A 25,765-nucleotide genomic window follows, 5' to 3' on the forward strand; every position below is an offset into this window, starting at 1 on the left:
CACTTTCTCTGTTCGCCATCAGCTCGAATCGAACAAGGACGTGTGATGCACAAGCCCGCCTCTGAAGCCGAACTGCACCGTGCCAGGCGCAACCAGGAATTCACCAATACACCCTTCGATGTAGCCCAATGCGCGTTCAGGCAGCCGCAAGTGAGCATCTTTCCGGTGCGCTATGCACTGGATGAATCCCCGCACAGCAAAGCCAGCAACCAAGGACCGAACCCGCTGCCACCGAACTGGCAGGGGCAACTGCCCACGCTGAAAACCCGCAGCTACACCCTGCGCCAACTGCGTGACGGCTGGTTGTATGTATGGGACAGCGTCGAGCAAACCTTTCATGAGTATCAGGTCACTGGCGAGCAGTTCACTCGCCACATCTGGACCCAAGCCCAGCTGAATCAGGACATCCGCAACAACCCCGGTGAAACCCATCCGTACCTGCTCTACTCGCGCAACAGCCAGTTGCGCATCGCCTATTCACCCGTGCAGATCACCTGGCGTCTGTGCGAGCACTTGCGCAGCAGTGCCAGCGCCCAGCAGCAATGGATGCGCAAGCTCGATCTGCCCGCCTTTTGCTACAACGGCAAAGCCGAGCATGGTGGCTGGATCACCGAACTGGGCAACAGCGTCGCCGACATTCTTGTCGAGGGTGAACAAGCACCCAGCTTCACCAGCACCCTGTTACCGACCCAACAGAGCGAAACAGGCGCGCCCTACAAGCCTGCGTTCGAAGAGGCGCTGGTCCGCGGGCTAGTTCCGGAACAGGACACCTCGCTGTTCATCGCCCTGGATGATCCTCTGGCGCTGGTCGATGACCTGAGCATGAACCTGGCGGGTCGGCTCATGGAGCAAGACCAGTTTTCGCGCCTGCACCAAGCCAACCTGGAGAGCGCCCTCGCCGTACAGAACCTGTGCGGCTTCGATACCGAAGCCTTCATACCAGAACGGATCAAAGATCCGATCCAGCGCCAGGCCTATACCGACGACCTGTACACCCTGCTGGAAACCTTTGATCAGGTCGAGCGAGGCAATGAGCTGGTGTCTTTCGGCCAGGAAGGCATGGTGGACCTGGCCTCAGCCCGCACCGTCGCTGCCGCCCAATCGGCTTTCAAAGGCCAGTGGGGACATCTGCCTGATCAACAGAAATGGCAGCAAGCCCTTGAGCAATGGCACGACAAGCGCAGTTGGCGCGAAGACGTGCGCTTCGATGACGTGCTGCAGTACCTGAGGCAGACCACGGTCGAGGCGCAGCAGTTGCAAGCGCACTGCCAACGCAGCGAAGCCGACCTGCTCACCTGGCTCAACCAACTGCAGCCTGGCGGCGAAAGGGTCTACCACGACACCATTGATGAGCAGCAGGCCAGCCAATTGCTGGAAACCGCCCACGCCGTCTACACCCTGCTGGGCAATGGCGAACAGGGCCAGCGGTGGCTGATCGAGCAGGCTGAACAACCCAGCACCCTGTTCGGCCTGGCCCTGTTCAACTTCAACCCTGAAATCGCCAGCCTGATCAAAACCGTGACGCACAACTTCAGCACCTACGGCACCCTGGATGATCAGGGTCGCGAAGGGGATGGCAGCTCCCCGGCGCTAACCCCCGGCTCCGCCGCCGACGCCACCAACCTCGGCAGCCGTCTCAGCGAACTGAAAGGCGTGCTCGACCTGGAAGCGGTGCGTGACAGCAAGCTCTACCAAGCCATGAGCACGGAAGCCAAACATGCCCTGAGCACCTTGATCAAGGTGGCGAACAGCCAAGCCAACGAAGCCTGGCACGGCCTGAGCAGCATGTTCCTGCCGGCGATGAAACAGCAGATCGGCTTGACCCTGGCAGTGACCCAAGTGTTGATCTCCTACGAAATCGCCAGCTCCATCCGCCTGCTGATCAACCCCAACTACCAGCGCGATTACCAGATCTGGATGCTCAAGGTTGCCGCCCTGAACAAAGACATCGAAGGCAACCGATTTACCTTGCGAACGGCCCGCAACGCACACGATCAACGCGCCGCCCGCTATGCCCTGCAGGCGCTGGATGGGCGAATGAAAACGCAGGTCCTGATGCGCCCCAACCAAATCATCGCCAGCGCCAGTGGCGCCACCCGCCTGAGGATCGGCGTGACGCAAATCAACCACTGGCTCACCGACCTGGGCCAGGCCGAAGTCATGGCAAACATGCAAACCGCCGATCGAGGCCAGTACCTGGCCCGCACCAAAGCCTGGATGGGACAAAACCTGGGCACCGCCCTCCCCGTGGTGCTGGTCGGCTTGAACGCATGGAACCTGTGGAACACCGCCAAACAAGCCAGCAATGACGGACAGTTCACGGCGGAGGAATGGCGTGTACTGAGTGCCAATGCGGCGTATGCGGGGAATGCGGTGGCGGCGCTGTGGGTGGGGCCGGCGTGGAATCGGGCGGGAGGGATGGTTGCGAAGTTGGGCGACAAAACACTGAAGGTTGCTCAGGCTGGCTATACCCATTGGCTACGGGAGGCGCAAACCGTTTCCAGCGGTAGTAGCCAGGCCGCAGTAACACGAGAGTTTGCGGCGGTTTCGAAAGGTCTGATTCTCCGTACAGTGACATGGACAACGCTGGGGGCTGTTGCAGCGGGATTGGAGGCTTGGCAAATATCCAGTGAAGCCGACAGAGCGACGAGCAAGGAAGAGGAATTTCTTCTTTGGACAAAGTTTGGTGCAGTATCCGGAGTTTCCTTTGTGGCTGCAGGCCAACTAGTTGGAGCAGGCTTGGGCTATTGGTTCAACTTTGCTTGGGTGATGTCCACGCCAGTAACTATTATCTTAGCAGTTCTCGGCATTGCCTACTTATTGATCACAATGGCCGCCAACACTTACAAGCGTGAGGGTTTACGTTTATGGCTGCACAGGTGCAGTTGGGGGCGCGGCGCAAAGACTGAATGGATGGCCAACGAGGGTCACCCCCTGCAAATGCGCGCGCTGATGGAGACCCTTCAGCGCCCGACTGTCGTAGGAAGATCCCTATATTACGGAGGTGGCAGCACACCGAGAAAGTGGTTGGGTTTTTGGGTTCAAGTCCAAGTGCCTGCGACATTGGCGGGAAAAACATTGACCTTACAGCCGGCAATGGTTGAGAAGACCTATTTTTGCAAGGCCGGCATGCAACTCACGCCGGAAAACTACTATGCCCAATTCCTCAACGGTCATTGGGTAAATCCCAATCTACTAGGCACGCTACCCAATAGTCCTCGCAGCACGACTAGCACGTATGACTATACGTACACCGATAGCGACCAGCATCGCCTTTGGCAAGTCTGGATCGAAACTTCGACTGCCGACCCAACCTTTGAAATGGAAGTTATATACCCTTCCGATGTATTGCGACGTGCAGATGGTCGAGGTTATTTTTTCCGTTTAGCATTTGAGTGGGCTATTAAAGAAGCCGATCGAGCCAACACAGCTTTCAGTGATGATTTGAAAGAAGAGAACGAAATTGTATTGACTCAAAATCACACTCAACTATTAAAGCTAACGATACCAAGTTGAAGCACTGAGCGAGAGCTATGTTATTCAACCTTAACAAACTGCCTAGCCTCCCGCTGCAGCTCAACTGGAAATATTCCGATGAGCCTGAGTTACTCTGCTGGACGATCTGCGCACGCAATTACAACACATTTGCTGCAAACTGCATCTTCGCATTCATGTCTCTCACAACAGCTGGAGCAGCATATTTCTTATACTCCACCTCAGCACCTAACGAAACCGAATTATCTAAACTCACATCCTGCACCGGATTTTATATATTCACCATGCTAATAATTTCGTGCATGACCCACCAACGGATGAATTTTGCCTATCGATTTACAAAATCCGGAATTGAATATTGCGAGTGGAAGGAATTCCCCCAATGGGCACTTACTTTCTTGAAGTGGATGACTGGCATCACTGCGATTATTTTTATTTTCATGGCCACCATCGACATAACGTTCTTAATCGGGGCATTGGTGGGACCGGGCGGAATGGGTTTAATGTATCTCACTATGGCAAACTCAAAAAACTATAGAGATTTACACACCCAATACCATCACTACGCCTACAAATGGAAAGAGATCACACAGCTAGCCATTGCAACCAACAGAGAAATAGTAGATTTGAAATACAGTGTCACCCAAAAGGGAGATAACTATAAAACCAACTGGAACCTAAACATATATTGCAAGAGAAATCAAAAGAAAAACGTAGCTGCCTTTATAAAACCGTACCTATCCCCCGGCGTAGCTTTCATAAGAGCAAAAGTCAACGTCCCGCTCAGCACTGATTACTGAAGCATAGATCAATGGACGAAAAACTTAGACCACTGCCAGTCGCCTGAGATAATTGGCAAATATTAATTTAACCCTTGCTCCCAACATTAACCCTAACCACACCCATTAAAAAGCCAGTGAGCACTATGCCATTCAAACTCAACAAACCGCCCAGTCTTCCACCGCAGCTCATGTGGAAATTTGCGCATGAACCGGGATTGGAAAGCTGGTCAATAAAGGCGAGAAACTATAACACTTTAGTTGCCAACTGCATGTTTACCTTCATGGCAATATTGATATTTTGCGGCACGCTCGCCATGTACTCCGTTTATGAAAAAATGGACCAGCCCTGGCGGACATTATCCTGTATTTTTTTCTTTATCCTTATACTTTCCACCATTTCCTGCATGACCCACCAACGAATGAATTTCGCCTATCGCTTCAGCAAGTCAGGTGTGGAATATTGTGAATGGAAAGACTTTCCGCAATGGGCACTGCCCTGCCTAAAATGGATGGCTGGCATCACAGCTGTTATCTTTATTTTCATGGCGACCATTGAACCTTCTTTCTTGATAGGCGCGCTAGTAGGCCCAGGCGGTCTAGGCTTGACATATCTTTCAATGGCACACTCCAAAAGCTATCGCGAGCTGCACACTCAGTACCACCATCACGAATACGAGTGGAAGGATATTGTACAGCTCGCCATTGCCACCAACAGAGAGGTGGTCGATGTGAAATTCAAGTTCTTCCGCGATGGTGATACCGTCAAGACGTGCTGGAATTTCAACATTCATTGCCAAAAGAAAGACAAAGAGCGCATTGCGAAATTCATTAGACCCTACCTTTTGCCTGGCGTACCTTTGATAAGAGCAAAAGTAAATGTTCCGCTAGGGACTGACTAATGCAATTCGACTATCGAGAGCGATACTAAAAACAACCATCGACAACCAGAACCATTAGAAACGCGCAGATCAGAGCATCGACAAATCATCCTTCTACTGAATTGGAGGCTTATGTCTAACCAATGTACTGAGGCGCGCGGACGGTCGCGAACACCAGTAATTGGCAATAGAAATGTTTAGAACAAGAAGCGAATAACGCAATCACAACTTTAAGATCGAATTCAGGAAAAGGAACGACATTGCACTACCGGGCAACAATACCCACTTTAAAATCAATTATACCTAACCTGAAAACATCGTAACGACCATGCTATTTAATCTCTATAGAGCACCTGACCTCCCACCACAACTCATCTGGAAATTTGCGCACGAACCAGAACTACTGGGCTGGACAATTCAAGCGCGAAACTACAACACACTTATAGCAAATTGCATGTTTGCATTCATGAACCTAATAACATTAGGCGTCACATACTCCGTATACTTAAATCCCGCTCCAGGAGAGGGACTCCTTGCTCAAGCATCCATCAGCATAGGCTTTTATATTGTTATAATATTAATCATTTCCTGCATGACTCACCAGCGGATGAATTTCGCCTATCGCTTCAGCAAGTCTGGCGTGGAGTATTGTGAATGGAAAGACTTTCCGAAATGGGCACTGCCCTGCCTAAAATGGATGGCTGGCATCACAGCGGTCATCTTCATTTTCATGGCAACCATAGACCCTTCTTTCTTGATCGGCGCCTTGGTAGGCCCAGGCGGTCTAGGCTTGACGTATCTTTCAATGGCACACTCCAAAAGCTATCGCGAGCTGCACACTCAGTACCACCATCACGAATACGAGTGGAAGGATATTGTCCAGATCGCCATTGCCACCAATAGAGAAGTGGTCGATGTGAAATTCAAGTTTTTCCGCGATGGTGATACCGTCAAGATGTGCTGGAACTTTAATATCCATTGCCAAAAAAAAGACAAAGAGCGTGTCGCTAATTTCATCAAGCCCTATCTTTTTCCTGGCGTCCCTTTAATAAGGGCAAAAGTAGACGTACCGCTAGGAACCGATTGATAGCGACCTGAAGAACCATCCCGGCTAAATAATCGCCACCCTATGCTCCTGAATTACGGGCAAACCCCCTTTTTGGGGTTCGCCCGTAATAGGGTTTAGAACCCGACGCTCGCCTGCACGTAGAAAGTGCGTGGTTCTCCCAGGTAAATACCCGAGTTGTTGTCGCTGGAGCGGGTGTAGTACTGCTTGTCGAAAATGTTCTTCACTCCGGCTGCCAGCTTCAAGTTCGACAGCTCCTTACCGAAGTCGTAGCCTCCCCGCGCCGCCCAGGTCACGTAGCCTGGAATATCACCGTACTGGCCATCTGCACTTGGCTCGGTGATGTAGTCACCATTGAAACTGCCATCTTTGTTCATGCCGGTGCCAGGTGCGCGTTGCTTCGATTGTGCATAGGCATCCAGGTTCCAGGTCCAGCGATTGATCTGGTAGCGAAGCCCGGCGTTGACAATCTGCCGCGAATAGAACGGCAGGTCGCGCCCCTTGAAGCCTGGTATCTCGCCTTCATAGGTTGCGCGGGTATAGGTGAAGCCGGCATTGGCGCTCAATCCCTGCAGGCGCGGGTCCAGCCCCGACAGGTCATAGTGCATGGACGCTTCGATACCCTGGTGTTTGGTGGCACCCAGGTTGGTCCAGCCGACGTCGTTGCTGATGTATTGCAATTCGTCATCGAAATCAATGTAGAACGCCGTCAGTTCGCCACCCCATGCGCCATTGCTGTAGCGCGTCCCCACTTCATAGGTTTTGGCCTTTTCCGCTTGCAAGCCATTGGCAGTCTGGTCGCCGGTGCCGCCCTGGCCCAACTGGAAGTACTGCAGGCTGCCGAATGAAGTTTCGAAGTTGGCGAACACTTTCCACTCATCGGACAGGTGATACATCACGCTGAGTGCAGGTAACGGCTCGTTGCTGGTGACGCTGCGATTTTTCTCGCTGACCGGCTTTCCATTCGTGCCGATTACAGGCCGTTCATGCCAATCGGTGTTGATGTGTTCAAAGCGAATTCCTGGCGTGACGGTCCAGTTGCCAACGTCGATTTTATCGTCGATGTAGTACGCGCTGGCCTCGGTGCCACCGGTACGGTCCTGGTACACATGGCCATCCGAGCCCGGAGCTGGGGTTGGCACGTTATCGATCAACGCCAGGCGGGTTGCCTGCTCGTGCATTGCTTCTTTGAGGTAGCGATAACCCACGCTGACCTCCTGCGTGGTGGGGCCTGCGAAGAAGATCCGCGACACGCGTGGCTCGATGGCGAAGGTGTGGTAGCTACGCGGATAAGAGGACAGCGTCTGCTGGTCACGCGCGGCGATGCTGCTGCCACGAAAGCTATCGGTGTAGTAGGTCTGGACTTCAAACTGGGTGACGTCGTCGATCTGGCGCAGGTACTTGAGCGAAACATCCTTGCGACGGCCACTGAAGTAGTCGTAGTCGCGGTCGGACTGGTAGGGATCATCGTCAAACTGCGCTTGGGTCAAGCCGCCAGGCATATCGGCCTTGGCATCGTAATAGTGGAAGTTCAGCCACAGTTCATCGCTATCGGTGACAGCCCAGTGGGTCTTGAGCAGCACATCATCAATATCGTTGCCGTTATTGCTGCTGCGGTAGCCGTTGCCGTTAACCCCGGAATACAACAGCGCCGCGCCCAAACCGTTGTCCGCTGTACCACCGAGAAACGCCGACTCGATGTGCTTCCAGCCGCCATGGCGAGAAGTCTCCATGGTGGTGGAAAGTTCGCCGGTAGCCTTTTCGGGAATCGCTCGGGTAACGAAGTTGATCACCCCACCGACGTTCTGCGGCCCATAACGCACCGACCCGGCGCCGCGGACCACGTCGATACTGTCGAGGTTGCCCGAGGAGATCGGCGCCATCGATAACTGCGGCTGACCGTAAGGGGCGAAGGCCGCCGGGATGCCATCGATGAGTACCGTGGAGCGTGGCGACAAACGAGACGTCAAACCGCGTACCCCTACGTTCAACGCGATGTCGCTGCCGCCTGTACCGTTCGAATCCTGCACCTGCACGCCCGGAACACCACGCAGCACGTCACGCACGTTCATCGCACCCTGCTCGAGCATGGCCTCGCGACGCACCACGGTACGGGCCCCTGGGTGGTTCTGAACCACAGTCTCTTCGGCATTGCCCAGCCAGTCGCCTACGACCTTGATGTCTGTAGGAGCCAGTTCGAGGCTACCGGTACTCAGGCTACCGGCGCCTTGCGCAGGCTTGAGCACCACCGTGCCCTGGGAAATTTCATAGGTAAGACCGCTGCCTTGCAGCAAGGTCTGCAGGGCCTGTTCGGGGGTCAAGGTGCCGGACACTGCCGGAGCCATTTTGCCGGCGACCAGCTCTGGGCTGAAGAACAATTGCAACGGGGTTTGTTGACCCAGTTGACTCAGCGCCGAAGCCAAGGATTGAGCCTGGATCTGTATGGTGGTCGCAGCCTGATCGGCATAGCTACTGGCAATACCACCACTGACCGCCAAGGCCAGAGCGAGCGGTAGTAAACGGGAGCGTGCGGCAATACGCAGGGAAAACTTGTTGTTGTTCACGTCGTCGAGAAATCCTGAAAGTCCGGGATAAGTGCCAGCTGCATGCGAATGTAAATGCTTGACAGTTGCAGTTGGCCAGGAAGACGAACAACTGAAAAAAAACCTGAATTTATTTTGAAATTATTTCGCTGGAGCCGTCGGCGTTGGCCTGGATAGTCACCGGCAAGATGCTAGGCAGTGCGCGCAGCAAGGCGTCGGTATCGTCAGCGCTGAAGCTGCTGCTCAAGCGCAATGCCGCCACCTTGCCAGGTGCAACGCGCAAGGGTTGGGCACGGTAGCGCGAGACCTCCTCGACCACTTCGCTCAACGGTGCGTCATTGAAGACCAGCTTGCCGTTGCGCCACGCCGTCAACGCCGCAGCATCCACCGCATACGGTGCGGCGACCTGGCCTTGGGCATCGATCTGTGAGCCCAGCCCGGCGCTGAGCAGCGCCTGATTGCTGCCACTGCCTTGTACCTTGACCGAGCCTTGCTCGACTGCCACGCGAGTGCGGGTCGGATCGAGGCGCACGTCGAAACGGGTGCCAGTCACGGTTACCGTGCCGTTGAAAGTACTCACCACAAAAGGCCGCGAGGTGTCGTGAGCAACGCTGAACATGACTTCACCAGCAGTCAATTCGATGCGCCGTTGGCCGCTGCTGAAGTCGACGGTCAGTCGTGTACGCGAATTGAGCTCCAGGCGTGTGCCATCCGGCAGATCAACCTGGCGTCGCTCACCCAACGCTGTGTGCAATTGCTCTTGATAGTTGAGCTGAAGGTGCTGCCAGCCCATCCAGCCTGATCCTATAGCCATGATCGCGATACCAGCGGCCAGCGCCTTTTGAATGAAGCGTCGACGCGGCAACTGGCGTACCGGATCTGCCTGGCACAGCACCTCAAGGCGCGCACGCGGCAACATATCCGCCGCGCTCCACAGTTGGGCGAGCAGATCGTACTCTTGCCGATGCGGTACATGCTCGGCCAGCCAGGCATCGAATTGGGCCTGCTGGTCCGTGCTCAGCGCGCCGTCACGGGTGCGGGCAAACCACTGGGCGGCCTGCTCCCGTACAGCCTCGTTGCCACAGCGGCACGCGTCCTGATTCATGAAAACATTTGCCTGACTCATCTCGTTGACACATCCAGGTGCTCACGCAGATGCCGGAGCGTGCGGATCATATACTTTTCGACCATGTTCTTGGTCAAGCCCATGCGTTCGGCGATTTCCGCCTGGGTCAGCCCTTCGAGCTTCTGCCAGATAAACACACGTCGGCAATTGAGCGGCAGTTGCGCCAAGGCGCGCTCGACACTGTCAGCCAACTCGACCGCGTGCATGAAGGCCTCCGGGTCACCGTTACTGTCAGCCAATCCCTCGAACATATCGTGTTCGAGGGATTGGCGACGGTCTTCCCGACGATAGCCATCAACCGCGATATTGCGCGCCGTTTGATGCAAATAGGCCCGTGGCTGCTCGACCCCGAGTTGATCGTTCTCCAGAACCCGGACAAAAGCGTCATGTGTCAGATCCTCGGCCTGCTGGCGATTGCGCAACTTGCGCGTCCAGGTGCCGATCAGCTCTTGGTAGTGGTCGAGAAAGCCTTTGTGTCGCGACACGATGCAGGTCTTCGCCAAGCGTTGGGGGAATGTCGCGAATAGTAATGTTTCTTATTAAGCACAGCAATCGAAGATCTTGGCGAGCGACGAAGCGCAAACCGGGAAAAAAAGTACAGGTTGCCAGGGTTGAACGGCGCTGCAGAACACGAAAAATAAATTGAACGGTGCCTGAGATATTCCGTGCCGCCATTTTCCTGAAGCGCAACGAACAAACGAGCTAATTCCGCCAGTTTCGCAGCTAACTTCGCCAATAATACTGCATCAACGCGAGTTGACTCGATAGGCAGGATTTAGCTGGGTATTTCGGTATTTTTAACGCTTTTGTCATCAAATTGAACACCTACTGTTTACCTGGGTCGGTTAAAAAGTGGCTGTGCAATACCGGGCGACAGACGTGTGCAAAATCGCGACATTTTTTGTTGATCTTGAACCCCTCAGGTCCTAAAGTTCGCGCCGAACGTCCATGCTGGAAACGATCCATCCGGCTCAAGTACTGACGACGAGACAGCAAGGTCACCCGTAGCTCGCTTCATCACGCACGGTTGACCTTTTTGCTTTCGGCGACATGCCTTGGGAAGTAGGCGAACCAAAGTGGGGATACGGAGGGCGTTCAGTTGCAGCCACTTTTTTATTCAGTTTGCCCATGGAGTCCCAAGCATGTCGATTCAGGTCGAAGACTACTTCGCGCGCGATACCTTCCAGAAAATGAAGGCTTTCGCCGACAAGCAAGAAACCCCGTTCGTGCTCATCGACACCCAGATGATCAGCCAGGCCTATGACGACCTGCGTGCCGGTTTCGAATTCGCCAAGGTCTACTACGCGGTCAAGGCCAACCCGGCCGTCGAGATCATCGACCTGCTCAAGGAAAAAGGCTCGAGCTTCGACATCGCCTCGATCTACGAGCTGGACAAAGTGATGGACCGTGGCGTCAGCGCTGACCGTATCAGCTATGGCAACACCATCAAGAAATCCAAAGACATTCGCTACTTCTATGAAAAGGGCGTGCGTCTGTATGCCACCGACTCCGAAGCCGACCTGCGCAACATTGCCAAGGCCGCCCCGGGATCGAAAGTGTATGTGCGTATCCTCACCGAAGGCTCGACCACTGCCGACTGGCCGCTGTCGCGCAAATTCGGCTGCCAGACCGACATGGCCATGGACCTGCTGATCCTCGCCCGTGACCTGGGCCTGGTGCCTTACGGTGTGTCCTTCCACGTAGGCTCGCAGCAGCGCGACATCAGCGTCTGGGATGCGGCGATCGCCAAGGTCAAAGTGATCTTCGAGCGCCTCAAGGAAGAAGACGGCATCGAACTCAAACTGATCAACATGGGTGGCGGCTTCCCGGCCAACTACATCACCCGCACCAATAGCCTGGAAACCTATGCCGAAGAAATCATCCGCTTCCTCAAGGAAGACTTCGGCGACGATCTGCCGGAAATCATCCTTGAGCCCGGTCGCTCGTTGATCGCCAACGCTGGCATCCTGGTCAGTGAAGTCGTGCTGGTCGCGCGCAAGTCGCGTACTGCTGTCGAGCGCTGGGTGTACACCGATGTGGGTAAATTCTCCGGCCTGATCGAAACCATGGATGAGTCCATCAAGTTCCCGATCTGGACCGAAAAGAAAGGCGAGATGGAAGAAGTGGTTATCGCCGGCCCAACCTGCGACAGCGCCGACATCATGTACGAGCACTACAAGTACGGCCTGCCACTGAACCTGGCCATCGGGGACCGCCTGTACTGGCTGTCGACCGGCGCCTATACCACCAGCTACAGCGCAGTTGAGTTCAATGGCTTCCCGCCGCTGAAAGCCTTCTACCTGTAAGCGCGGTACCGGGCTGCCAGCCAGCCTACTGCGGGGCCATCATTCGCCTTATAACAAGGCGCAGGATGGCCTCGCAGTGCATTCAGCGTTCAGCCTGCAATTGCGCCAGACGTGTTCGGTAGGCCACTGCCATGTTGCGCACTTCGACGTGCTCGGCCTGCTCCAGCGCGGGCCCGGCAATACGCAGGAAGTTTTCATTGCCGCCTGCCAAGGCCTGCTGCAACCACTCAAGCGCCTCTTGCGTCAGCCCTTGCGCTGCCAGTACTCCGGCATGACTGAACTGACCGCGAAAATCACCCGCCTCAGCCGAGCACTGGTACCAGTGCCTCGCAGCAGCCACATCACGCGGACAACATTCGCCCTCTTCCAGATAACGCCCCAGCAGATTCATTGATTTGGCATGGCCTAGTTCTGCCGCTTGGCGATACCACGCCAGCGCTGCAGCGTGGTCCTGGCCGACTCCGCGACCGGTTGCCAACATATTTGCGTAGTTGTACATCCCCCAGTCCAGCCCGGCATGAGCCGCCTGCCGGTAGTGCTTGGCAGCCTGAGTGTGGCTCACATCGCCACCCCAACCATGCTCCCAGCAGCGTCCAAGCATGTTATCGGCCATGACACTGCCTAGAGTGGCAGCAATGAAGAACCATCGACGCGCCAGTTCAGGGTCCTTCTCGATACCCCGGCCGTCGAGCAAAATCTGCCCGAGCAGCAATTGCGCCTCGACGACCTCTTGCCCTGCAGCCGCGAGTATTGCCTGAGCCGCCTTGGCCGGGCTGTGTTCAAGCATCTGGGCGAACTGGTCGCTGTCCACTTCCTGGCGATTACGCAGTGCAAAAGCCATGACTCAGACCTCGACCCAACGACGCAGCAGGTTGTGATAGGTGCCCGTCAACTGGATCAACGCCGGGTGATCAGGCATATCGGCCGTCAATGCCTGGATGGCGTTGTCCATTTCAAACAGCAGGGCGCGCTGGCTGTCTTCACGCACCAGGCTCTGGGTCCAGAAGAACGCGGCATAGCGGGCGCCACGGGTGACCGGGTTGACCTTGTGCAGGCTGGTTCCCGGGTACAACACCAGGTCGCCTGCCGCCAGCTTCACCTGTTGCACACCATAGGTGTCCTGGATGACCAGTTCGCCGCCGTCGTAGTCCTCGGGGTTGCTCAGAAACAGTGTCGAAGACAAGTCTGTACGCACCCGTTCGTGGCTACCACGCGGCTGGCGTAGGGCGTTATCGATATGAAAGCCGAAATTGCCGCCCTCTTGATAGCAATTGATCAACGGCGGGAAGACCTTGTGCGGCAATGCCGCCGACATAAACGTTGGATGCTGCCACAGACGCTCGATCAGTGCCGTGCCGACCTCTTTGGCCAACGGATGGCCTTCAGGCAACTGCAGATTGTGCTTCGCCTTCGCCGATTGGTAACCGGCAGTGACCTTGCCGTCAGCCCAATCGGTCTGCGACAGCGCTTCACGAATACGCGTGACTTCCTCGGTGGAGAACAGTCCGGAGATGTGTAGCAGCATGGCGCGTGCACCTATAGGCAGAAAGAACGTCAATGGTATTGATTCCCATTGACTTACTACAAGTCCTTTCCGAGGGGTGCGACGTTTCAGCAAGAAAAACCCTCAGCAACAAATTGTAAAGATTGTAAATTTCTAACAAATAGCAATTTTTCTCAATTGTTACTCATATTTGTTTACATTATATTTCGCGGCCTAAAAAACCTGGGGAAGGGTTCCACCATGCCGCGTCACTACGTGCCAACCGCTGTCAGCTCACCTCGTTTGCTCGCTTCTGCCATTGGTGTAGCGATTACCGCTACTTCTGCGGGGCATATGGCCTATGCCGCAGATCCTGAGCCAGCCAAGAATGGTGCGATTGCCTTGGACGCAACCAGCGTGACCGGGCAGGCCGATGCGGCAGATACCGGTTACAAGGTAGATCGCGCTTCCTCGCAGAAGTACACCGCTCCGCTGGTTGATACCCCTCGCTCAATTACAGTCGTTCCACAACAAGTGTTGAAGGACACCGGTGCCGTATCGCTGCAAGATGCGTTGCGGACCGTTCCCGGCATCACTTTTGGTGCAGGCGAAGGCGGGAATCCGCAGGGCGACCGTCCCTTTATTCGCGGCTTTGATGCACAAGGCGACACCTATCTCGATGGCGTACGTGATACAGGCGCTCAAACGCGGGAAATCTTCGCCGTTGAATCCATTGAGGTCAGCAAAGGACCAAACTCTGCTGTCGGCGGGCGAGGCTCGGCTGGGGGTAGCCTCAACTTGGTCAGCAAAACGCCGAAACAGGAAGATTTCCTGAACGGTGGATTCACTTACGGTTCGGATCAGACTCGTCGCTACACCTTGGATGTAAACCGCCAGTTTCTGGACAGCGCCGCTTTTCGCCTGAACCTGATGAGCCACGAGCAGAATGTTGCTGGCCGTGATTCGATCAACTACGACCGTTGGGGAGTAGCTCCGTCGTTGACCTTCGGTTTGGGTACGCCTACCCGCGTCAATCTGAACTACTACCATATGGAAAGCGATGATCTGCCGGACTCAGGCATTCCTTATGGCTACAAGCTGCCAGGTGCGACCGCGCCGCATGATCACGACAAGCCAACAGACGGCGGTGATAGCGACAACTTCTACGGTCTCAAAGGGCGGGATTTCCGCAAAACCCGTGCAGATATCAGCACTGTATCCATCGAGCACGATATCAATGACTCGATGACCATCAAGAATACTTTGCGCCATGGCAGCACCAGTCAAGACTATGTTTTGACCCAACCAGACGACAGTGCTCGCAACGTCAGCCAATTTGGCACCGTATGGCGCCGAGCCAACTCGCGGATCAGTAATACCTCCACGACTACCAACCAAACTGACCTGTTTGGCGAATTCCAGGCTCTGGGCTTTAAGCACAGTTACTCCACCGGTGTGGAGTTCACCCGTGAAGACACCATGGTCAGTGGCTATCAGGTCAGTCCAAACAGCAAGTTGGTGTGTAACCCGGGCAGTATTCCAAACTGCACCTCGCTTTCCAATCCAAACCCGAACGACCCATGGACAGGCTCGATTACACGTAACTACGCCAGTGTTACCGACACCGAATCCACTACTCGGGCAGCGTACATCTTCGATACGATCGAAATCGATCCGCAATGGTTGCTCAACCTGGGCACCCGTTACGACTCGTTCAAAACCGAAGCTGACAGCAGTACCACCGGCAAAGCTCGCAACAACTCTCACTTCTGGAACTGGCAAGCTGGCCTCGTCTGGAAACCTGCTGAGAATGGCAGTATCTACGCTTCCTTTGCCACCTCGGCGACCCCGCCAGGAGGGGTGACCGACGGTGTGGATACCAACCCGAATACGCCGGGTAACAGTACTTTGATCAGCGACCTGGAACCGGAAACTACCAAAAACTATGAAATTGGCACCAAATGGGACCTGTTCCACGAGCGTGTAGCCCTGACCGCTGCCATTTTCCGCACCGAGAAAGAAAACACCCGTGTGTTGGTCGCCAATAGCACCTATGAAAACTCTGGCACCACTCGCGTTGATGGGATTGAGCTAGGCGCTAGCGGTAAGCTGACCGACAAGTGGCAAATATTCGCTGGTTATAGCTACTTGAAGAGCGAAGCGGTTGACCCGGGAGAAGCCGGCAATCGAAATGGCCAGTTGACCGGCGGTGCGAACCCAGCCAAAGGCAATCAACTGCCAAACACTCCGAAGAACAGCTTTAGCCTCTGGACCACTTATGACGTAACCGACAGATTTACTCTGGGCGGTGGTGCGTTTTACGTCGACGATGTATGGGGCGACCTGAACAATACTGTCTACGTGCCTTCCTATGTGCGCTACGACGCTATGGCCAGCTACAAGCTGACCAAGAACGTCGACCTGCAGTTGAACGTGCAAAACCTCACTGATGAGGTCTATTACGACAAGGCCTATGCCTCTCACTTCGCCAACCAGGCAGCCGGGCGCACTGCTCTGCTGACCACCAGCGTCCACTTCTAAGTGCACTGACTGGCAAGCCCCGTTCACTTCGGTGACCGGGGCTTTTGTCTATCAAGGCATAATGCGAGACGCATTCGTTTTTGCAGCATGACAAGGTGTGTTGATGTGTTGAAGAAATCGCTGTTCCAACTGCATTGGTTCTTCGGTATCACAGCCGGGCTGGTGCTGGCCTTGATGGGTATTACCGGGGCAATCTGGTCGTTTCAAGATGAACTGCTGCAAACGTTCAACCCTGACGTACTCCAGGTAGAAGTGCGCCCGGAAGGGGTGCTGCCGATGCCTGAGCTGGTGAAGCGGATCGAGGCGGAACAGGGTGACAAGGTCGCCATGCTTTGGGTCCGAACCCAAAGTGACAACGCCGCACGCGTCTTCTTCACCCCTCCCCCCGGCGAGCGCCGGGGCCTGATGCGCTATGCCGACCCATATACCGGCAAATTGCAGGGCGATGTTGCCGGGCAAGGTTTCTTCGATCTGATGTTGCAGCTCCACCGCTTTCTGGCGATGGGCGACACCGGGCGGCAGATCACGGGCGCTTGTACGCTCATGCTGATTTTCTTCTGTCTTTCCGGCCTGTACTTGCGCTGGCCGCGCAAGGCCTTGAACTGGCGGACCTGGCTGACCCTTGACTGGGCCAGGAAAGGCCGCGCGTTCAACTGGGACCTGCATGCCGTGGCTGGCACCTGGTGCCTGCTGTTCTATTTACTCTTCGCCCTCACCGGCCTGTTCTGGTCCTATGAGTGGTACCGCGAAGGGTTGAACAAGTTACTGGCTGATGCCCCCGTCGCAGGCGAGCAGCACAAACGTGGCGAAGGCCGCGGTCGCCCTGGCGCGCCTGGCAAAGATGCCAAGCCGCTGGTGGTCGACTACGACGCGGTCTGGGCCAACCTGCAAGCCGCCGCCGGCCCAACCATGACCAGTTACAACCTGCGTCTGCCGCCTGCCGGGGGGCAACCGGCGAACATCTTTTACCTGCTAGAAGGCGCTGAGCACGAACGTGCACTGAACACACTGAGCCTCGACCCGGCCAATGGCCAGATAAAAAAACACGATCGCTATGCCGATAAGTCATTCAAGGCGCAACTGCTGGCTAGCGTCTATGCCTTGCACGTAGGCAGCTACTTTGGCCTTACCGGCCGTATTCTGCTGACCATTGCCAGCCTGACAATGCCGCTGTTCTTCGTTACCGGCTGGTTGCTCTATCTGGATCGACGCCGCAAAAAGCGCCAGGTGCGCGCAGCGCGAAGCAGCTTTTCGCCTTCCCCTGTCCAAGGGCAGAGCTGGCTGGTGGGCTTTGCCAGCCAAAGCGGTTTTGCCGAGCAACTTGCCTGGCAAAGTGCCGGTCAACTGCAGGCAGCCGGTTTACCGGTACAAGTACGCCCGCTTGCCGAACTGACTGAACACGATCTCAACCAGGCCGAGCGTGCATTGTTTGTAGTCAGCACCTTTGGCGACGGTGAAGCGCCCGACAGCGCCCGCGGCTTCGAACGCAAAATACTCGGTCAGCCTTGGGCACTGGAGAACCTGAACTACGCCCTGCTCGCCTTGGGTGATCGGCAATACCCGCACTTCTGCGGCTTCGCCAAACGCCTGCAAGCTTGGCTTGGCGAACGCGGCGCAACCAATGCCTTCGCTACTGTCGAAGTCGACAGCGCAGACCCCGCCGCCTTGCAATTGTGGCAACAACAACTGGCGCAACTGACCGGCAGTAAACCGCCAGCAGCGTGGAAGGCACCCACTTTCAGCAACTGGACACTGATAAAACGCACATTATTGAACCCTGGCAGCCAGGGCTCAGCGGTGTATTTGCTGGCACTCGAACCCGAGCAACCAGCACAGTGGCAAGCCGGTGATCTTGTCGAAATTCTGCCGCGCAATAACGCTCGCAGCGTTGAACACTTCCTGCGAGGGCTGGGGCTTGATGGCGAGTCTCAGGTACAGCTCGACGGGTTGAACGAAAGCCTGCTCCAGGCCCTCGCTGGTCGGCAACTGCCCACCAGCCGCGAGCATCTGGTCGGCCTACACGGCCAGGCGTTGGTCGATGCGCTGATCCCGTTGGCAGCAAGGGAATACTCGATAGCCTCGATTGCCAGCGACGGCGTCCTGGAACTGATCGTGCGCCAGGAGCGGCATGCCGATGGTAGCCTCGGCCTGGGCTCAGGTTGGCTGACCGAGTACTTGCCTGTGGATAACAGTGTCAGTCTGCGCTTGCGCAGCAACAGCGGTTTCCATCTGCCAGCCGCGGCAACGCCAATGATCCTGATTGGCAACGGCACCGGCATCGCGGGCCTGCGCAGCCTGCTCAAGGCCCGCATCGCAGCCGGTGAGCAGCGTAACTGGCTGTTGTTCGGCGAACGTAACCAAGTTCACGACTTTCTCTGCGCGGATGAGCTGCAAGGCTGGTTGCGCAACGGCGAACTGGCACGCCTGGACCTGGCCTTTTCCCGTGATCAGTCCCACAAGATCTACGTTCAGGATCGCTTGCGTGAGCAGGCGCACACGCTACGTCGCTGGCTGGATGACGGCGCTTCGCTGTACATTTGTGGCAGCCTGCAAGGCATGGCCAACGGCGTCGATAGCGTGCTCGTTGATGTGCTTGGAAGCGCCGAGGTGGAGCGCTTGATCGAGCTGGGGCGTTACCGTCGGGACGTATACTGAACATCGCGGGGCAAGCCCGCTCCCACTCAATCAACTGCTGTGGGAGGCTTACCCCGCAATTACGGTGTCAATGCAAATCGAAGGTATCGGCATCCAGATTGGCCGGGAAGCGCGTGCGGTAAGCCCCAAGATCCGCAGCACTGAGGGTCACGGTGAACACGCCATCTGCCTCACCCGCGCTGAGCAGACTCTCACCCTGAAAATCCAGAACCTGGCTATCGCCAGAGTAAGCAAAACCCTTCCCATCGGTACCCACTCGATTCACTGCCGCTACATAGCACAGGTTTTCGATGCCCCGCGCCGGCAGTAAACGGTTCCAGTGCTGGCGACGGGCTGCAGGCCAGTTGGCGGTGTAAAGCAGTAGATCGGTGTCTTGCGCATCGCGACTCCACACCGGAAAGCGCAGGTCATAGCAGATCAGTGTACGCACCCGCCAACCCTTGACCTCGAACTGCACCTGGCGCTCGCCTGGGGTGTAATGCTTGTGCTCGCCCGCCATGCGGAACAGGTGACGTTTGTCGTAGAACAGAATCTCGCCGTCTGGACGGGCCCACAGCAAGCGGTTGCGATGACTGCCATCGGCAGCCTGGATAATCACGCTGCCGGTGACCACTGCATCAAGCTTTTTCGCCTGACTTTTGAGCCACTTGTAGGTGGGGCCGTTTTCAGGCTCAGCCAGACGCTCGGAGTCCATGGAAAAACCGCTGGTGAACATTTCCGGCAGGATAATCAGATCGGCGCCACGGGCTTGCTCGAGCAAGCCTTCAAAATGCTCGTAGTTCGCCAAACGGTCCTGCCAGGCCAGGGTTGTCTGCACCAGGGCCACTTTCAGGTTAGGCAAATCACTCAGATCGCGCATAACTTCTCCGCTGCCTGACGCAGCGTCTCCTCGCGTTTGGCAAAGCACAGGCGCACCAGGCGCTGCTCGGGAATGGGTTGTTGATAGAACACCGACACCGGGATAGTCGCCACGCCATGCTCGCGGGTCAGCCACAGCGACATGTCGACATCGTTCAGGTCCGGGCGGATCTGCGAATAATCGACCAACTGGAAGTAAGTACCGGCAGACCGCTTGAGCGCAAAGCGCGATGGTTCCAGCAGATCACAAAACAGATCGCGCTTGGCCTGGTAGAACGCCGGAAGCGCTTCAACATGCTCTGGATGCTCGGCCATAAAGTCAGCCAGCGCCCACTGCAGCGGCGTAACGCCGCAGAAGTTGACGTATTGATGAACCTTGCGCAGCTCGGCGCTCAGAGCAGGTGGTGCAACCACGTAGCCGGTTTTCCAGCCCGTGACATGGTAGGTCTTGCCGAATGAGCTGACCACGAACGCACGCTGGTACAGTGCTTCGTGCGCCAACACACTGGCGTGCTTGGCGCCGTCGAACACCAGGTGCTCGTAGACTTCGTCGCTGATCAGGTAGATGTCCCGCTCGGCAATCAACAGCGCCAATTTCTCCAGGTCGTCACGGCTGATCAGCGCACCACTGGGATTGTGCGGCGAGTTGATAATGATCATCCGCGTACGGGGGCTCAGAGCATCGATGAGCTTCTGCCAGTCGATGGCAAATTCGCCATCTGTCAGTTGCACATGCACACAGCGACCGCCGGCCAGCTCTACAGAGGGCTCGTAGCTGTCATAACTGGGATCGAAAACGATGACCTCGTCACCTGCACGAATGACCGCATGAATGGCACAAAAGATCGCTTCGGTAGCACCGGGGGTAATCGTGATCTCGGTGTCAGCATCGACACTGACGCCATAACTGCGGGCGATCTTGGTCGCGACCTGCTGGCGCAGCGCCGGCAGACCTGTCATGGGGCAATACTGGTTGTGGCCGGCACTGATATGCCGACCTGCTGCATCGAGCAGGGCCTGCGGGCCGCTGAAATCGGGAAAACCCTGGGACAGGTTCAAAGCGCCGGTTTGCACGGCGAGCTGGGACATGGTGGTAAAGATGGTCGTGCCGACGTTCGGCAACTTGCTGCTGATCATGGAGCCCTCTTTCCTTCTGAACAATCCTGCGGTCAGAGACCGAGCATAGCGGATTGAGTGATCAGGAAAAAGGTTGTAACAGTCGCACATCAATCGCGGGGCAAGCCCGCTCCCCATGGGCTCATCAGAACCCAGTGGGAGCGGCGGCGCGACGACTCGGCTTGCCCCGCGCTGGCGTCAGCGCTTGTCTTTACGCTTCTTCTCAGCTTTCTTGTGGTGCGACATCAAGCGGCGCTTCTTGTTGACCTGGCGATCGGTCAGGGTGTTCTTGTTGCCTTCGTACGGGTTATCGCTGCCTTTGTACTCGATACGGATCGGGGTACCGACCAGCTTGAGCACTCGGCGATAAGTATTTTCCAGGTAGCGCGAGTACGACTTCGGCACTTTCTCGACCTGGTTGCCGTGGATCACGATGATCGGCGGGTTGGCACCACCCAGGTGGGCGTAACGCAGCTTGATTCGACGACCGTTTACCATCGGCGGCTGGTGATCGCTGATCGCATCTTCGAGGATCTGGGTCAGGCGGCTGGTCGGCCAGCGGGTAACCGCCGACTTGAAGGAGTTCTGCACCGACTGGTACAGGTTGCCTACGCCAGTGCCATGCAGCGCCGAAATGAAGTGGATGTCGGCGAAGTCGACGAAGAACAACCGACGCTCCAACTCGGTCTTCACGTAGTCACGCTCGCTTGGCTGCATGCCATCCCACTTGTTCAGGGCGATGACGATGGCGCGACCGGCTTCCAGGGCAAAGCCCAGCAGGTTCAAATCATGGTCGACCACGCCTTCGCGGGCATCCATGACGAAGATGACCACGTTGGCATCCTTGATCGCCTGCAGCGTCTTGACTACCGAGAATTTCTCGACCTCCTCGTGGATCTTGCCGCGCTTGCGCACTCCGGCAGTGTCGATCAAGGTGTACTTCTCTTCGTTACGCTCGAAGGGAATGTAGATACTGTCGCGAGTGGTGCCCGGCTGATCGTAGACGATGACTCGGTCTTCACCGAGCATACGGTTGACGAGGGTCGATTTACCGACGTTCGGACGACCGATGATGGCGATCTTGATACCATCTTTTTCGCTCGGGCCAGGGATGCGCACCGCTTCCTCGCCTTCGGCGACATCGGTGTCGATCTCCTCCTCGTCCTTGTCCCGAGGGAAGTCACTGAGCACGACTTCCAGCAGGTTGTTGACACCACGCCCCTGAGCGCCGGCCACGCCAATGGCATTACCCATACCCAATGGCGAGAATTCGGCAATGGCGATTTGCGGATCGATGTTGTCGATCTTGTTCGCCACCAGGAACGAGCGCTTGTTGCGCTTGCGCAAGTGCTCGGAAATCATCTGGTCGGCAGCAGTCAGGCCTGCACGTGCGTCAACCAGAAACAGCACGACATCAGCTTCTTCGATGGCCAGCAGCGATTGCTCAGCCATTTTCTCGTCCATGCCATGCTCGTCACCGGAGATACCGCCAGTGTCGACCAGAATGTACGAGCGGCCTTGCCAGCGCGCTTCACCGTATTGACGGTCACGGGTAAGCCCGGACAGATCGCCGACGATAGCGTCGCGAGTCCGGGTCAGGCGGTTGAACATGGTGGATTTACCGACGTTCGGTCGGCCCACCAGGGCAATTACGGGAACCATGCGGCTCTCCACTTCATAAATTCAAAAAATACAAAAGCCGCTGCACTGCAGCGGCCGGAGTTCAGGCGGCACCCAAAATGCCGCAGCCCGAGGCCTGCATGGCCTCAAGCATAGCCTCAGCGGATAGTCAGCGCCTCGAGCTTGCCGCTGTTGCCGTACACATAGATGGTGTCACCCACCACCAGCGGACGGGCACGCAGGCCATCGCTGTCGATACGCTCACGACCGACAAAGCGACCGTCAACCTGGCTGAGCAGGTGCAAGTAACCTTCCAGGTCACCTACGGCTACATAGCTTGAGAACACTTCCGGTGCCGACAGTTGACGACGCGCCAGAGAGTCGTTGCTCCACAGTGCGCTCGATGAGCGTTCGTCGATGCCCTCTACGGTACCCGAAGCCAGGCTTACGTAGACGTTACCGAAACCCTGGGCCACACCGGTGTAGCTGGAAGCATCACGCTGCCACATCACACGTCCGCTTTCCAGGTCCAGGCCGGCAACCCGACCCTGGTAGCTCGCGACGTACAAGGTACCGCCTGACAGCAACAGACCGCCGTCGATATCGACAACGCGATCAAGCTCCGAGCGACCTTGCGGAATCGCCACGCGCTGCTCCCAGACCGGTACACCATTGCGGGTATCCAGGGCAACGACCTTACCGGTCGACAGCCCGGCGACCGCCAGATGATTGGTAACAATCGGGGCGCCTGTGCCACGCAGCGTCAGTACTGCTGGAGTGCTCTCATAGATCCAGCGACGATCACCGGTGCTGGCATCCAGGCCAATCACACGGTCATCCTGGGTCTGTACCACCACTACGTCACCATTGGTGGCAGGTGGTGCCAGAACCTCACTGGTCACGCGCGAGCGCCAGCGCTCTTCACCGGTGCTCGCGTCCAGAGCGATGACTTCGCCCTTGAGCGTGCCCAGCATGACCATCCCGTAACCCACGCCAACGGCGCCGGAAACAGGTAGTTCAAGATCCTTTTTCCACGCCACGTCGCCGTTGTTGCGATCCATGGCCATCACTACACCAGTAACATCGGCGGCGTAGATGCGATCGTTCTCGATCGCCGGAACCAGCATATTGAAAGACTCGCCCTGACCGTCACCGATCGAGCGGCTCCACTGCTTCTTGAGGACAACCTCTTCGGTGAACTTGGTCAGCTCGGCCGGGGGCAATTCCTTTTTGCTGTTGCTGCTGCAACCCACGGCCAAAAGGGCCAGGGTCAGCACTGCTGCATGTTTCCAACCGATCACGTCACGCATCCCCTTTGGCAAGGTCGTCGAGCTTGAGTTGCAAGCCACCGATCGCAGCGTCGTCAGACAGCGCGGCCTTGGCCTTTTCGTAAGCAGTATGAGCATCAGCAGCACGACCCAACTGCACCAGCAGATCGCCCTTGAGTTCTTCACGGCTGGCCAGGAATGCCTTGTCGGCATCGCCGTCCAGAAGCTTCAGAGCCTCATCGACCTTGGCCTGGGCTGCCAGGACGCGAGCCAGACGCTGACGGGCGATTTCGCCCAGGGTAGCGTCAGCTGGCTTGTCCACGATCGACTTGAGCTCGGCAGCAGCGTCATCCAGCTTGCCCGACTCAACGGCGACCTTGGCCACGAACAGGCTGCCGTATTGCGCATAGGCAGAACCGCCAAACTCGTTCTTGAGCTTGCCGGACAGCTCTGCGACTTTGGCCGCATCTGGTTCGCCGCTAGGCGTCAAAGTCGTTTCCAGCAGGGCCTGATAGAGGTTCGAGGCACCTTGTGACTGGTTACCCTGGTACTTCTGGAAAGCTTGCCAGCCGAACACTATCACCAGTGCCAGCAGGCCGCCGGTTACCAGTGGCTTGCCGTTACGCTGCCACCAGTCCTTGAATGCCGCCAGCTGTTCATCATCGGTACTCGACACCCCAATACTCCTTTTCACCAAATCGGCTGTTGACCCGCTTCACGCCTGCGCGAGGGAAGCTTCCAGGTGCTCTGCCAGAGCATCCCAGGCAATGTTTTGTTGTTCGCCCTGGCCACGCAGGGGTTTGAAACCTACCACTTGTTGCGCCAGTTCGTCGTCCCCCAGGATCAAGGCAAACAGCGCGTTGCTCTTGTCGGCCTTCTTGAACTGACTCTTGAAGCTGCCGGCACCGGCGTTTACCTGCAGACGCAGGCCCGGCAGGCGATCACGCAGACGCTCGCTCAAGGCCAGGCCGGCCAGCTCTGCCTGCTCACCGAAGGCGCACAGGTAGACGTCGACTTGACGATTGATCGATTCGGGAATTTGCTCCAGGGTTTCCAGCAGCAGAATAAGGCGCTCGATACCCATGGCGAAACCGACGCCTGGGGTTGGCTTGCCACCCATCTGCTCGACCAGACCATCATAACGACCGCCGGCGCAGACAGTACCTTGGGAACCGAGCTTGTCGGTGACCCACTCGAACACGGTCTTGCTGTAATAGTCCAGGCCACGTACCAGCTTGGTATTGATCACGAACGGAATGCCGGCGGCATCCAGACGTGCTTTCAAACCTTCGAAATGCACCCGCGACTCTTCGTCCAGGTAGTCTTCAAGCTTCGGCGCGCCAACCAGCACTGACTGGGTATTGGCATCCTTGCTGTCGAGGATACGCAACGGGTTGGTCTTCAGGCGACGCTGGCTGTCTTCGTCCAGTTGCTCCAGACGCGCCGAGAGAAACTCGACCAGCGCATCACGGTAGCGGGCACGGGCTTCGCTGGTGCCCAGGCTGTTGAGCTCGAGCTTGACTGCATCGCGAATACCCAACAAACCCCACAGGCGCCAGGTGAGCACGATCAACTCGGCATCGATGTCCGGGCCGTCGAGGTTGAAGACTTCGACCCCGATCTGGTTGAACTGGCGATAGCGGCCTTTTTGCGGGCGCTCGTGGCGGAACATCTGGCCGATGTACCAGAGCTTCTGCACTTGGCCACCACCGCTGATACCGTGTTCGAGCACTGCGCGTACGCAAGCTGCGGTGCCTTCCGGACGCAGGGTCAGGGAGTCGCCGTTACGATCAGCGAAGGTGTACATTTCTTTTTCGACGATGTCGGTGACTTCACCAATCGAGCGTTTGAACAGCTCGGTGAACTCAACGATCGGCGTGCGGATCTGACGATAACCGTAGGTGTCCAGCAGGCCGGCGACGGTGCTTTCGAAATAGCGCCACAGCGGTGTCTGCTCGGGCAGGATGTCGTTCATGCCACGAATGGCTTGCAGCGATTTACTCACGGAAAATCCTTACGAATCTGGTG

Annotated in this window: 18 protein-coding genes; 7 read left to right on the forward strand and 11 right to left on the reverse strand. The window is 56.7% G+C overall.

Features of this window, described 5'->3' with window-relative positions:
- Positions 1-45: 45 nt before the first annotated feature.
- The 4 genes from D3Z90_RS21990 to D3Z90_RS22005 all read left to right on the forward strand — a co-directional run bounded on the left by D3Z90_RS21990 (position 46) and on the right by D3Z90_RS22005 (position 6,242).
- Complete coding sequence (locus tag D3Z90_RS21990) at positions 46-3,516, forward strand: T6SS effector BTH_I2691 family protein (RefSeq protein WP_136478013.1); 3,471 nt, start codon at positions 46-48, stop codon at positions 3,514-3,516.
- A gap of 17 nt (positions 3,517-3,533) precedes the next feature.
- Positions 3,534-4,295 carry a hypothetical protein gene (locus tag D3Z90_RS21995; protein WP_136478014.1) on the forward strand — a complete coding sequence of 254 codons (762 nt, stop codon included), beginning with the start codon at positions 3,534-3,536 and terminating at the stop codon, positions 4,293-4,295.
- Positions 4,296-4,420: 125 nt separating this feature from the next.
- Positions 4,421-5,176 (forward strand): hypothetical protein, encoded by a 756-nt coding sequence (locus tag D3Z90_RS22000; RefSeq protein ID WP_136478015.1) that lies wholly within the window; start codon positions 4,421-4,423, stop codon positions 5,174-5,176.
- 307 nt (positions 5,177-5,483) lie between these two features.
- On the forward strand, positions 5,484-6,242 hold the full coding sequence (locus D3Z90_RS22005; RefSeq protein ID WP_136478016.1) for a hypothetical protein: 759 nt from the start codon (positions 5,484-5,486) through the stop codon (positions 6,240-6,242).
- 95 nt (positions 6,243-6,337) lie between these two features.
- Here D3Z90_RS22005 and D3Z90_RS22010 read toward each other — a convergent pair whose 3' ends face one another.
- The 3 genes from D3Z90_RS22010 to D3Z90_RS22020 form a co-directional block, all read right to left on the reverse strand.
- Entirely contained in the window at positions 6,338-8,785 is a 2,448-nt protein-coding gene (locus D3Z90_RS22010; protein ID WP_371922221.1) for a TonB-dependent siderophore receptor, read from the reverse strand.
- A gap of 109 nt (positions 8,786-8,894) precedes the next feature.
- Positions 8,895-9,869: a FecR family protein gene (locus D3Z90_RS22015; protein ID WP_136478017.1), complete on the reverse strand. Its 975-nt coding sequence runs from the start codon at positions 9,867-9,869 to the stop codon at positions 8,895-8,897.
- A 17-nt stretch (positions 9,870-9,886) separates the two neighbouring features.
- Positions 9,887-10,375, reverse strand: coding sequence for an RNA polymerase sigma factor (locus D3Z90_RS22020; protein ID WP_136478018.1), 489 nt, complete (start codon positions 10,373-10,375; stop codon positions 9,887-9,889).
- Between the two features lie 657 nt (positions 10,376-11,032).
- Here D3Z90_RS22020 and D3Z90_RS22025 point away from each other — a divergent pair.
- Positions 11,033-12,196 (forward strand): type III PLP-dependent enzyme, encoded by a 1,164-nt coding sequence (locus D3Z90_RS22025; RefSeq protein ID WP_136478019.1) that lies wholly within the window; start codon positions 11,033-11,035, stop codon positions 12,194-12,196.
- 82 nt (positions 12,197-12,278) lie between these two features.
- On the opposite strand, the gene D3Z90_RS22030 is transcribed toward D3Z90_RS22025, so the two are convergent.
- Together D3Z90_RS22030 and D3Z90_RS22035 are read right to left on the reverse strand one after the other, a co-directional pair.
- Entirely contained in the window at positions 12,279-13,037 is a 759-nt protein-coding gene (locus D3Z90_RS22030) for a tetratricopeptide repeat protein (RefSeq protein WP_136478020.1), read from the reverse strand.
- 3 nt (positions 13,038-13,040) lie between these two features.
- The gene (locus D3Z90_RS22035) at positions 13,041-13,721 is read right to left on the reverse strand and encodes a Fe2+-dependent dioxygenase (RefSeq protein WP_136478021.1); all 681 of its coding nucleotides are present in this window, start codon (positions 13,719-13,721) and stop codon (positions 13,041-13,043) included.
- 219 nt (positions 13,722-13,940) lie between these two features.
- Here D3Z90_RS22035 and D3Z90_RS22040 point away from each other — a divergent pair, with 219 nt between their 5' ends.
- Entirely contained in the window at positions 13,941-16,220 is a 2,280-nt protein-coding gene (locus D3Z90_RS22040) for a TonB-dependent siderophore receptor (protein WP_136478022.1), read from the forward strand.
- 105 nt (positions 16,221-16,325) lie between these two features.
- Positions 16,326-18,875, forward strand: coding sequence for a sulfite reductase flavoprotein subunit alpha (locus D3Z90_RS22045; protein ID WP_136478023.1), 2,550 nt, complete (start codon positions 16,326-16,328; stop codon positions 18,873-18,875).
- A gap of 67 nt (positions 18,876-18,942) precedes the next feature.
- Here D3Z90_RS22045 and D3Z90_RS22050 read toward each other — a convergent pair whose 3' ends face one another.
- The 6 genes from D3Z90_RS22050 to hisS all read right to left on the reverse strand — a co-directional run bounded on the left by D3Z90_RS22050 (position 18,943) and on the right by hisS (position 25,742).
- A complete protein-coding gene (locus D3Z90_RS22050; protein ID WP_136478024.1) occupies positions 18,943-19,734 on the reverse strand; it encodes an amidohydrolase in 792 nt (263 codons plus the stop codon).
- On the reverse strand, positions 19,722-20,870 hold the full coding sequence (locus D3Z90_RS22055) for a pyridoxal phosphate-dependent aminotransferase (RefSeq protein ID WP_136478025.1): 1,149 nt from the start codon (positions 20,868-20,870) through the stop codon (positions 19,722-19,724). The genes D3Z90_RS22050 and D3Z90_RS22055 overlap by 13 nt, the downstream gene beginning before the upstream one ends.
- 177 nt (positions 20,871-21,047) lie before the next feature.
- Positions 21,048-22,511 (reverse strand): ribosome biogenesis GTPase Der, encoded by a 1,464-nt coding sequence (gene der, locus D3Z90_RS22060; RefSeq protein ID WP_136478026.1) that lies wholly within the window; start codon positions 22,509-22,511, stop codon positions 21,048-21,050.
- A gap of 116 nt (positions 22,512-22,627) precedes the next feature.
- The gene (bamB, locus tag D3Z90_RS22065; RefSeq protein ID WP_218571412.1) at positions 22,628-23,770 is read right to left on the reverse strand and encodes an outer membrane protein assembly factor BamB; all 1,143 of its coding nucleotides are present in this window, start codon (positions 23,768-23,770) and stop codon (positions 22,628-22,630) included.
- 1 nt (position 23,771) lies between these two features.
- On the reverse strand, positions 23,772-24,413 hold the full coding sequence (locus tag D3Z90_RS22070) for a tetratricopeptide repeat protein (protein WP_136478028.1): 642 nt from the start codon (positions 24,411-24,413) through the stop codon (positions 23,772-23,774).
- 39 nt (positions 24,414-24,452) lie between these two features.
- Positions 24,453-25,742, reverse strand: a complete 1,290-nt coding sequence (gene hisS, locus D3Z90_RS22075) for a histidine--tRNA ligase (protein WP_136478029.1) — start codon at positions 25,740-25,742, stop codon at positions 24,453-24,455.
- Between the last annotated feature and the right edge of the window lie 23 nt (positions 25,743-25,765).

It is taken from the genome of Pseudomonas sp. DG56-2, assembly GCF_004803755.1.
Lineage (GTDB): Bacteria > Pseudomonadota > Gammaproteobacteria > Pseudomonadales > Pseudomonadaceae > Aquipseudomonas > Aquipseudomonas auratipiscis.

Bases quoted from the DNA above. Each gene is read 5' to 3' on its own strand.
- D3Z90_RS21990 (WP_136478013.1), top strand. From the start codon at position 46: ATGCACAAGCCCGCCTCTGAAGCCGAACTGCACCGTGCCAGGCGCAAC.
- D3Z90_RS21995 (WP_136478014.1), top strand. From the start codon at position 3,534: ATGTTATTCAACCTTAACAAACTGCCTAGCCTCCCGCTGCAGCTCAAC.
- D3Z90_RS22000 (WP_136478015.1), top strand. From the start codon at position 4,421: ATGCCATTCAAACTCAACAAACCGCCCAGTCTTCCACCGCAGCTCATG.
- D3Z90_RS22005 (WP_136478016.1), top strand. From the start codon at position 5,484: ATGCTATTTAATCTCTATAGAGCACCTGACCTCCCACCACAACTCATC.
- D3Z90_RS22015 (WP_136478017.1), bottom strand. From the start codon at position 9,869: ATGAATCAGGACGCGTGCCGCTGTGGCAACGAGGCTGTACGGGAGCAG.
- D3Z90_RS22025 (WP_136478019.1), top strand. From the start codon at position 11,033: ATGTCGATTCAGGTCGAAGACTACTTCGCGCGCGATACCTTCCAGAAA.
- D3Z90_RS22030 (WP_136478020.1), bottom strand. From the start codon at position 13,037: ATGGCTTTTGCACTGCGTAATCGCCAGGAAGTGGACAGCGACCAGTTC.
- D3Z90_RS22035 (WP_136478021.1), bottom strand. From the start codon at position 13,721: ATGCTGCTACACATCTCCGGACTGTTCTCCACCGAGGAAGTCACGCGT.
- D3Z90_RS22040 (WP_136478022.1), top strand. From the start codon at position 13,941: ATGCCGCGTCACTACGTGCCAACCGCTGTCAGCTCACCTCGTTTGCTC.
- D3Z90_RS22050 (WP_136478024.1), bottom strand. From the start codon at position 19,734: ATGCGCGATCTGAGTGATTTGCCTAACCTGAAAGTGGCCCTGGTGCAG.
- D3Z90_RS22055 (WP_136478025.1), bottom strand. From the start codon at position 20,870: ATGATCAGCAGCAAGTTGCCGAACGTCGGCACGACCATCTTTACCACC.
- der (WP_136478026.1), bottom strand. From the start codon at position 22,511: ATGGTTCCCGTAATTGCCCTGGTGGGCCGACCGAACGTCGGTAAATCC.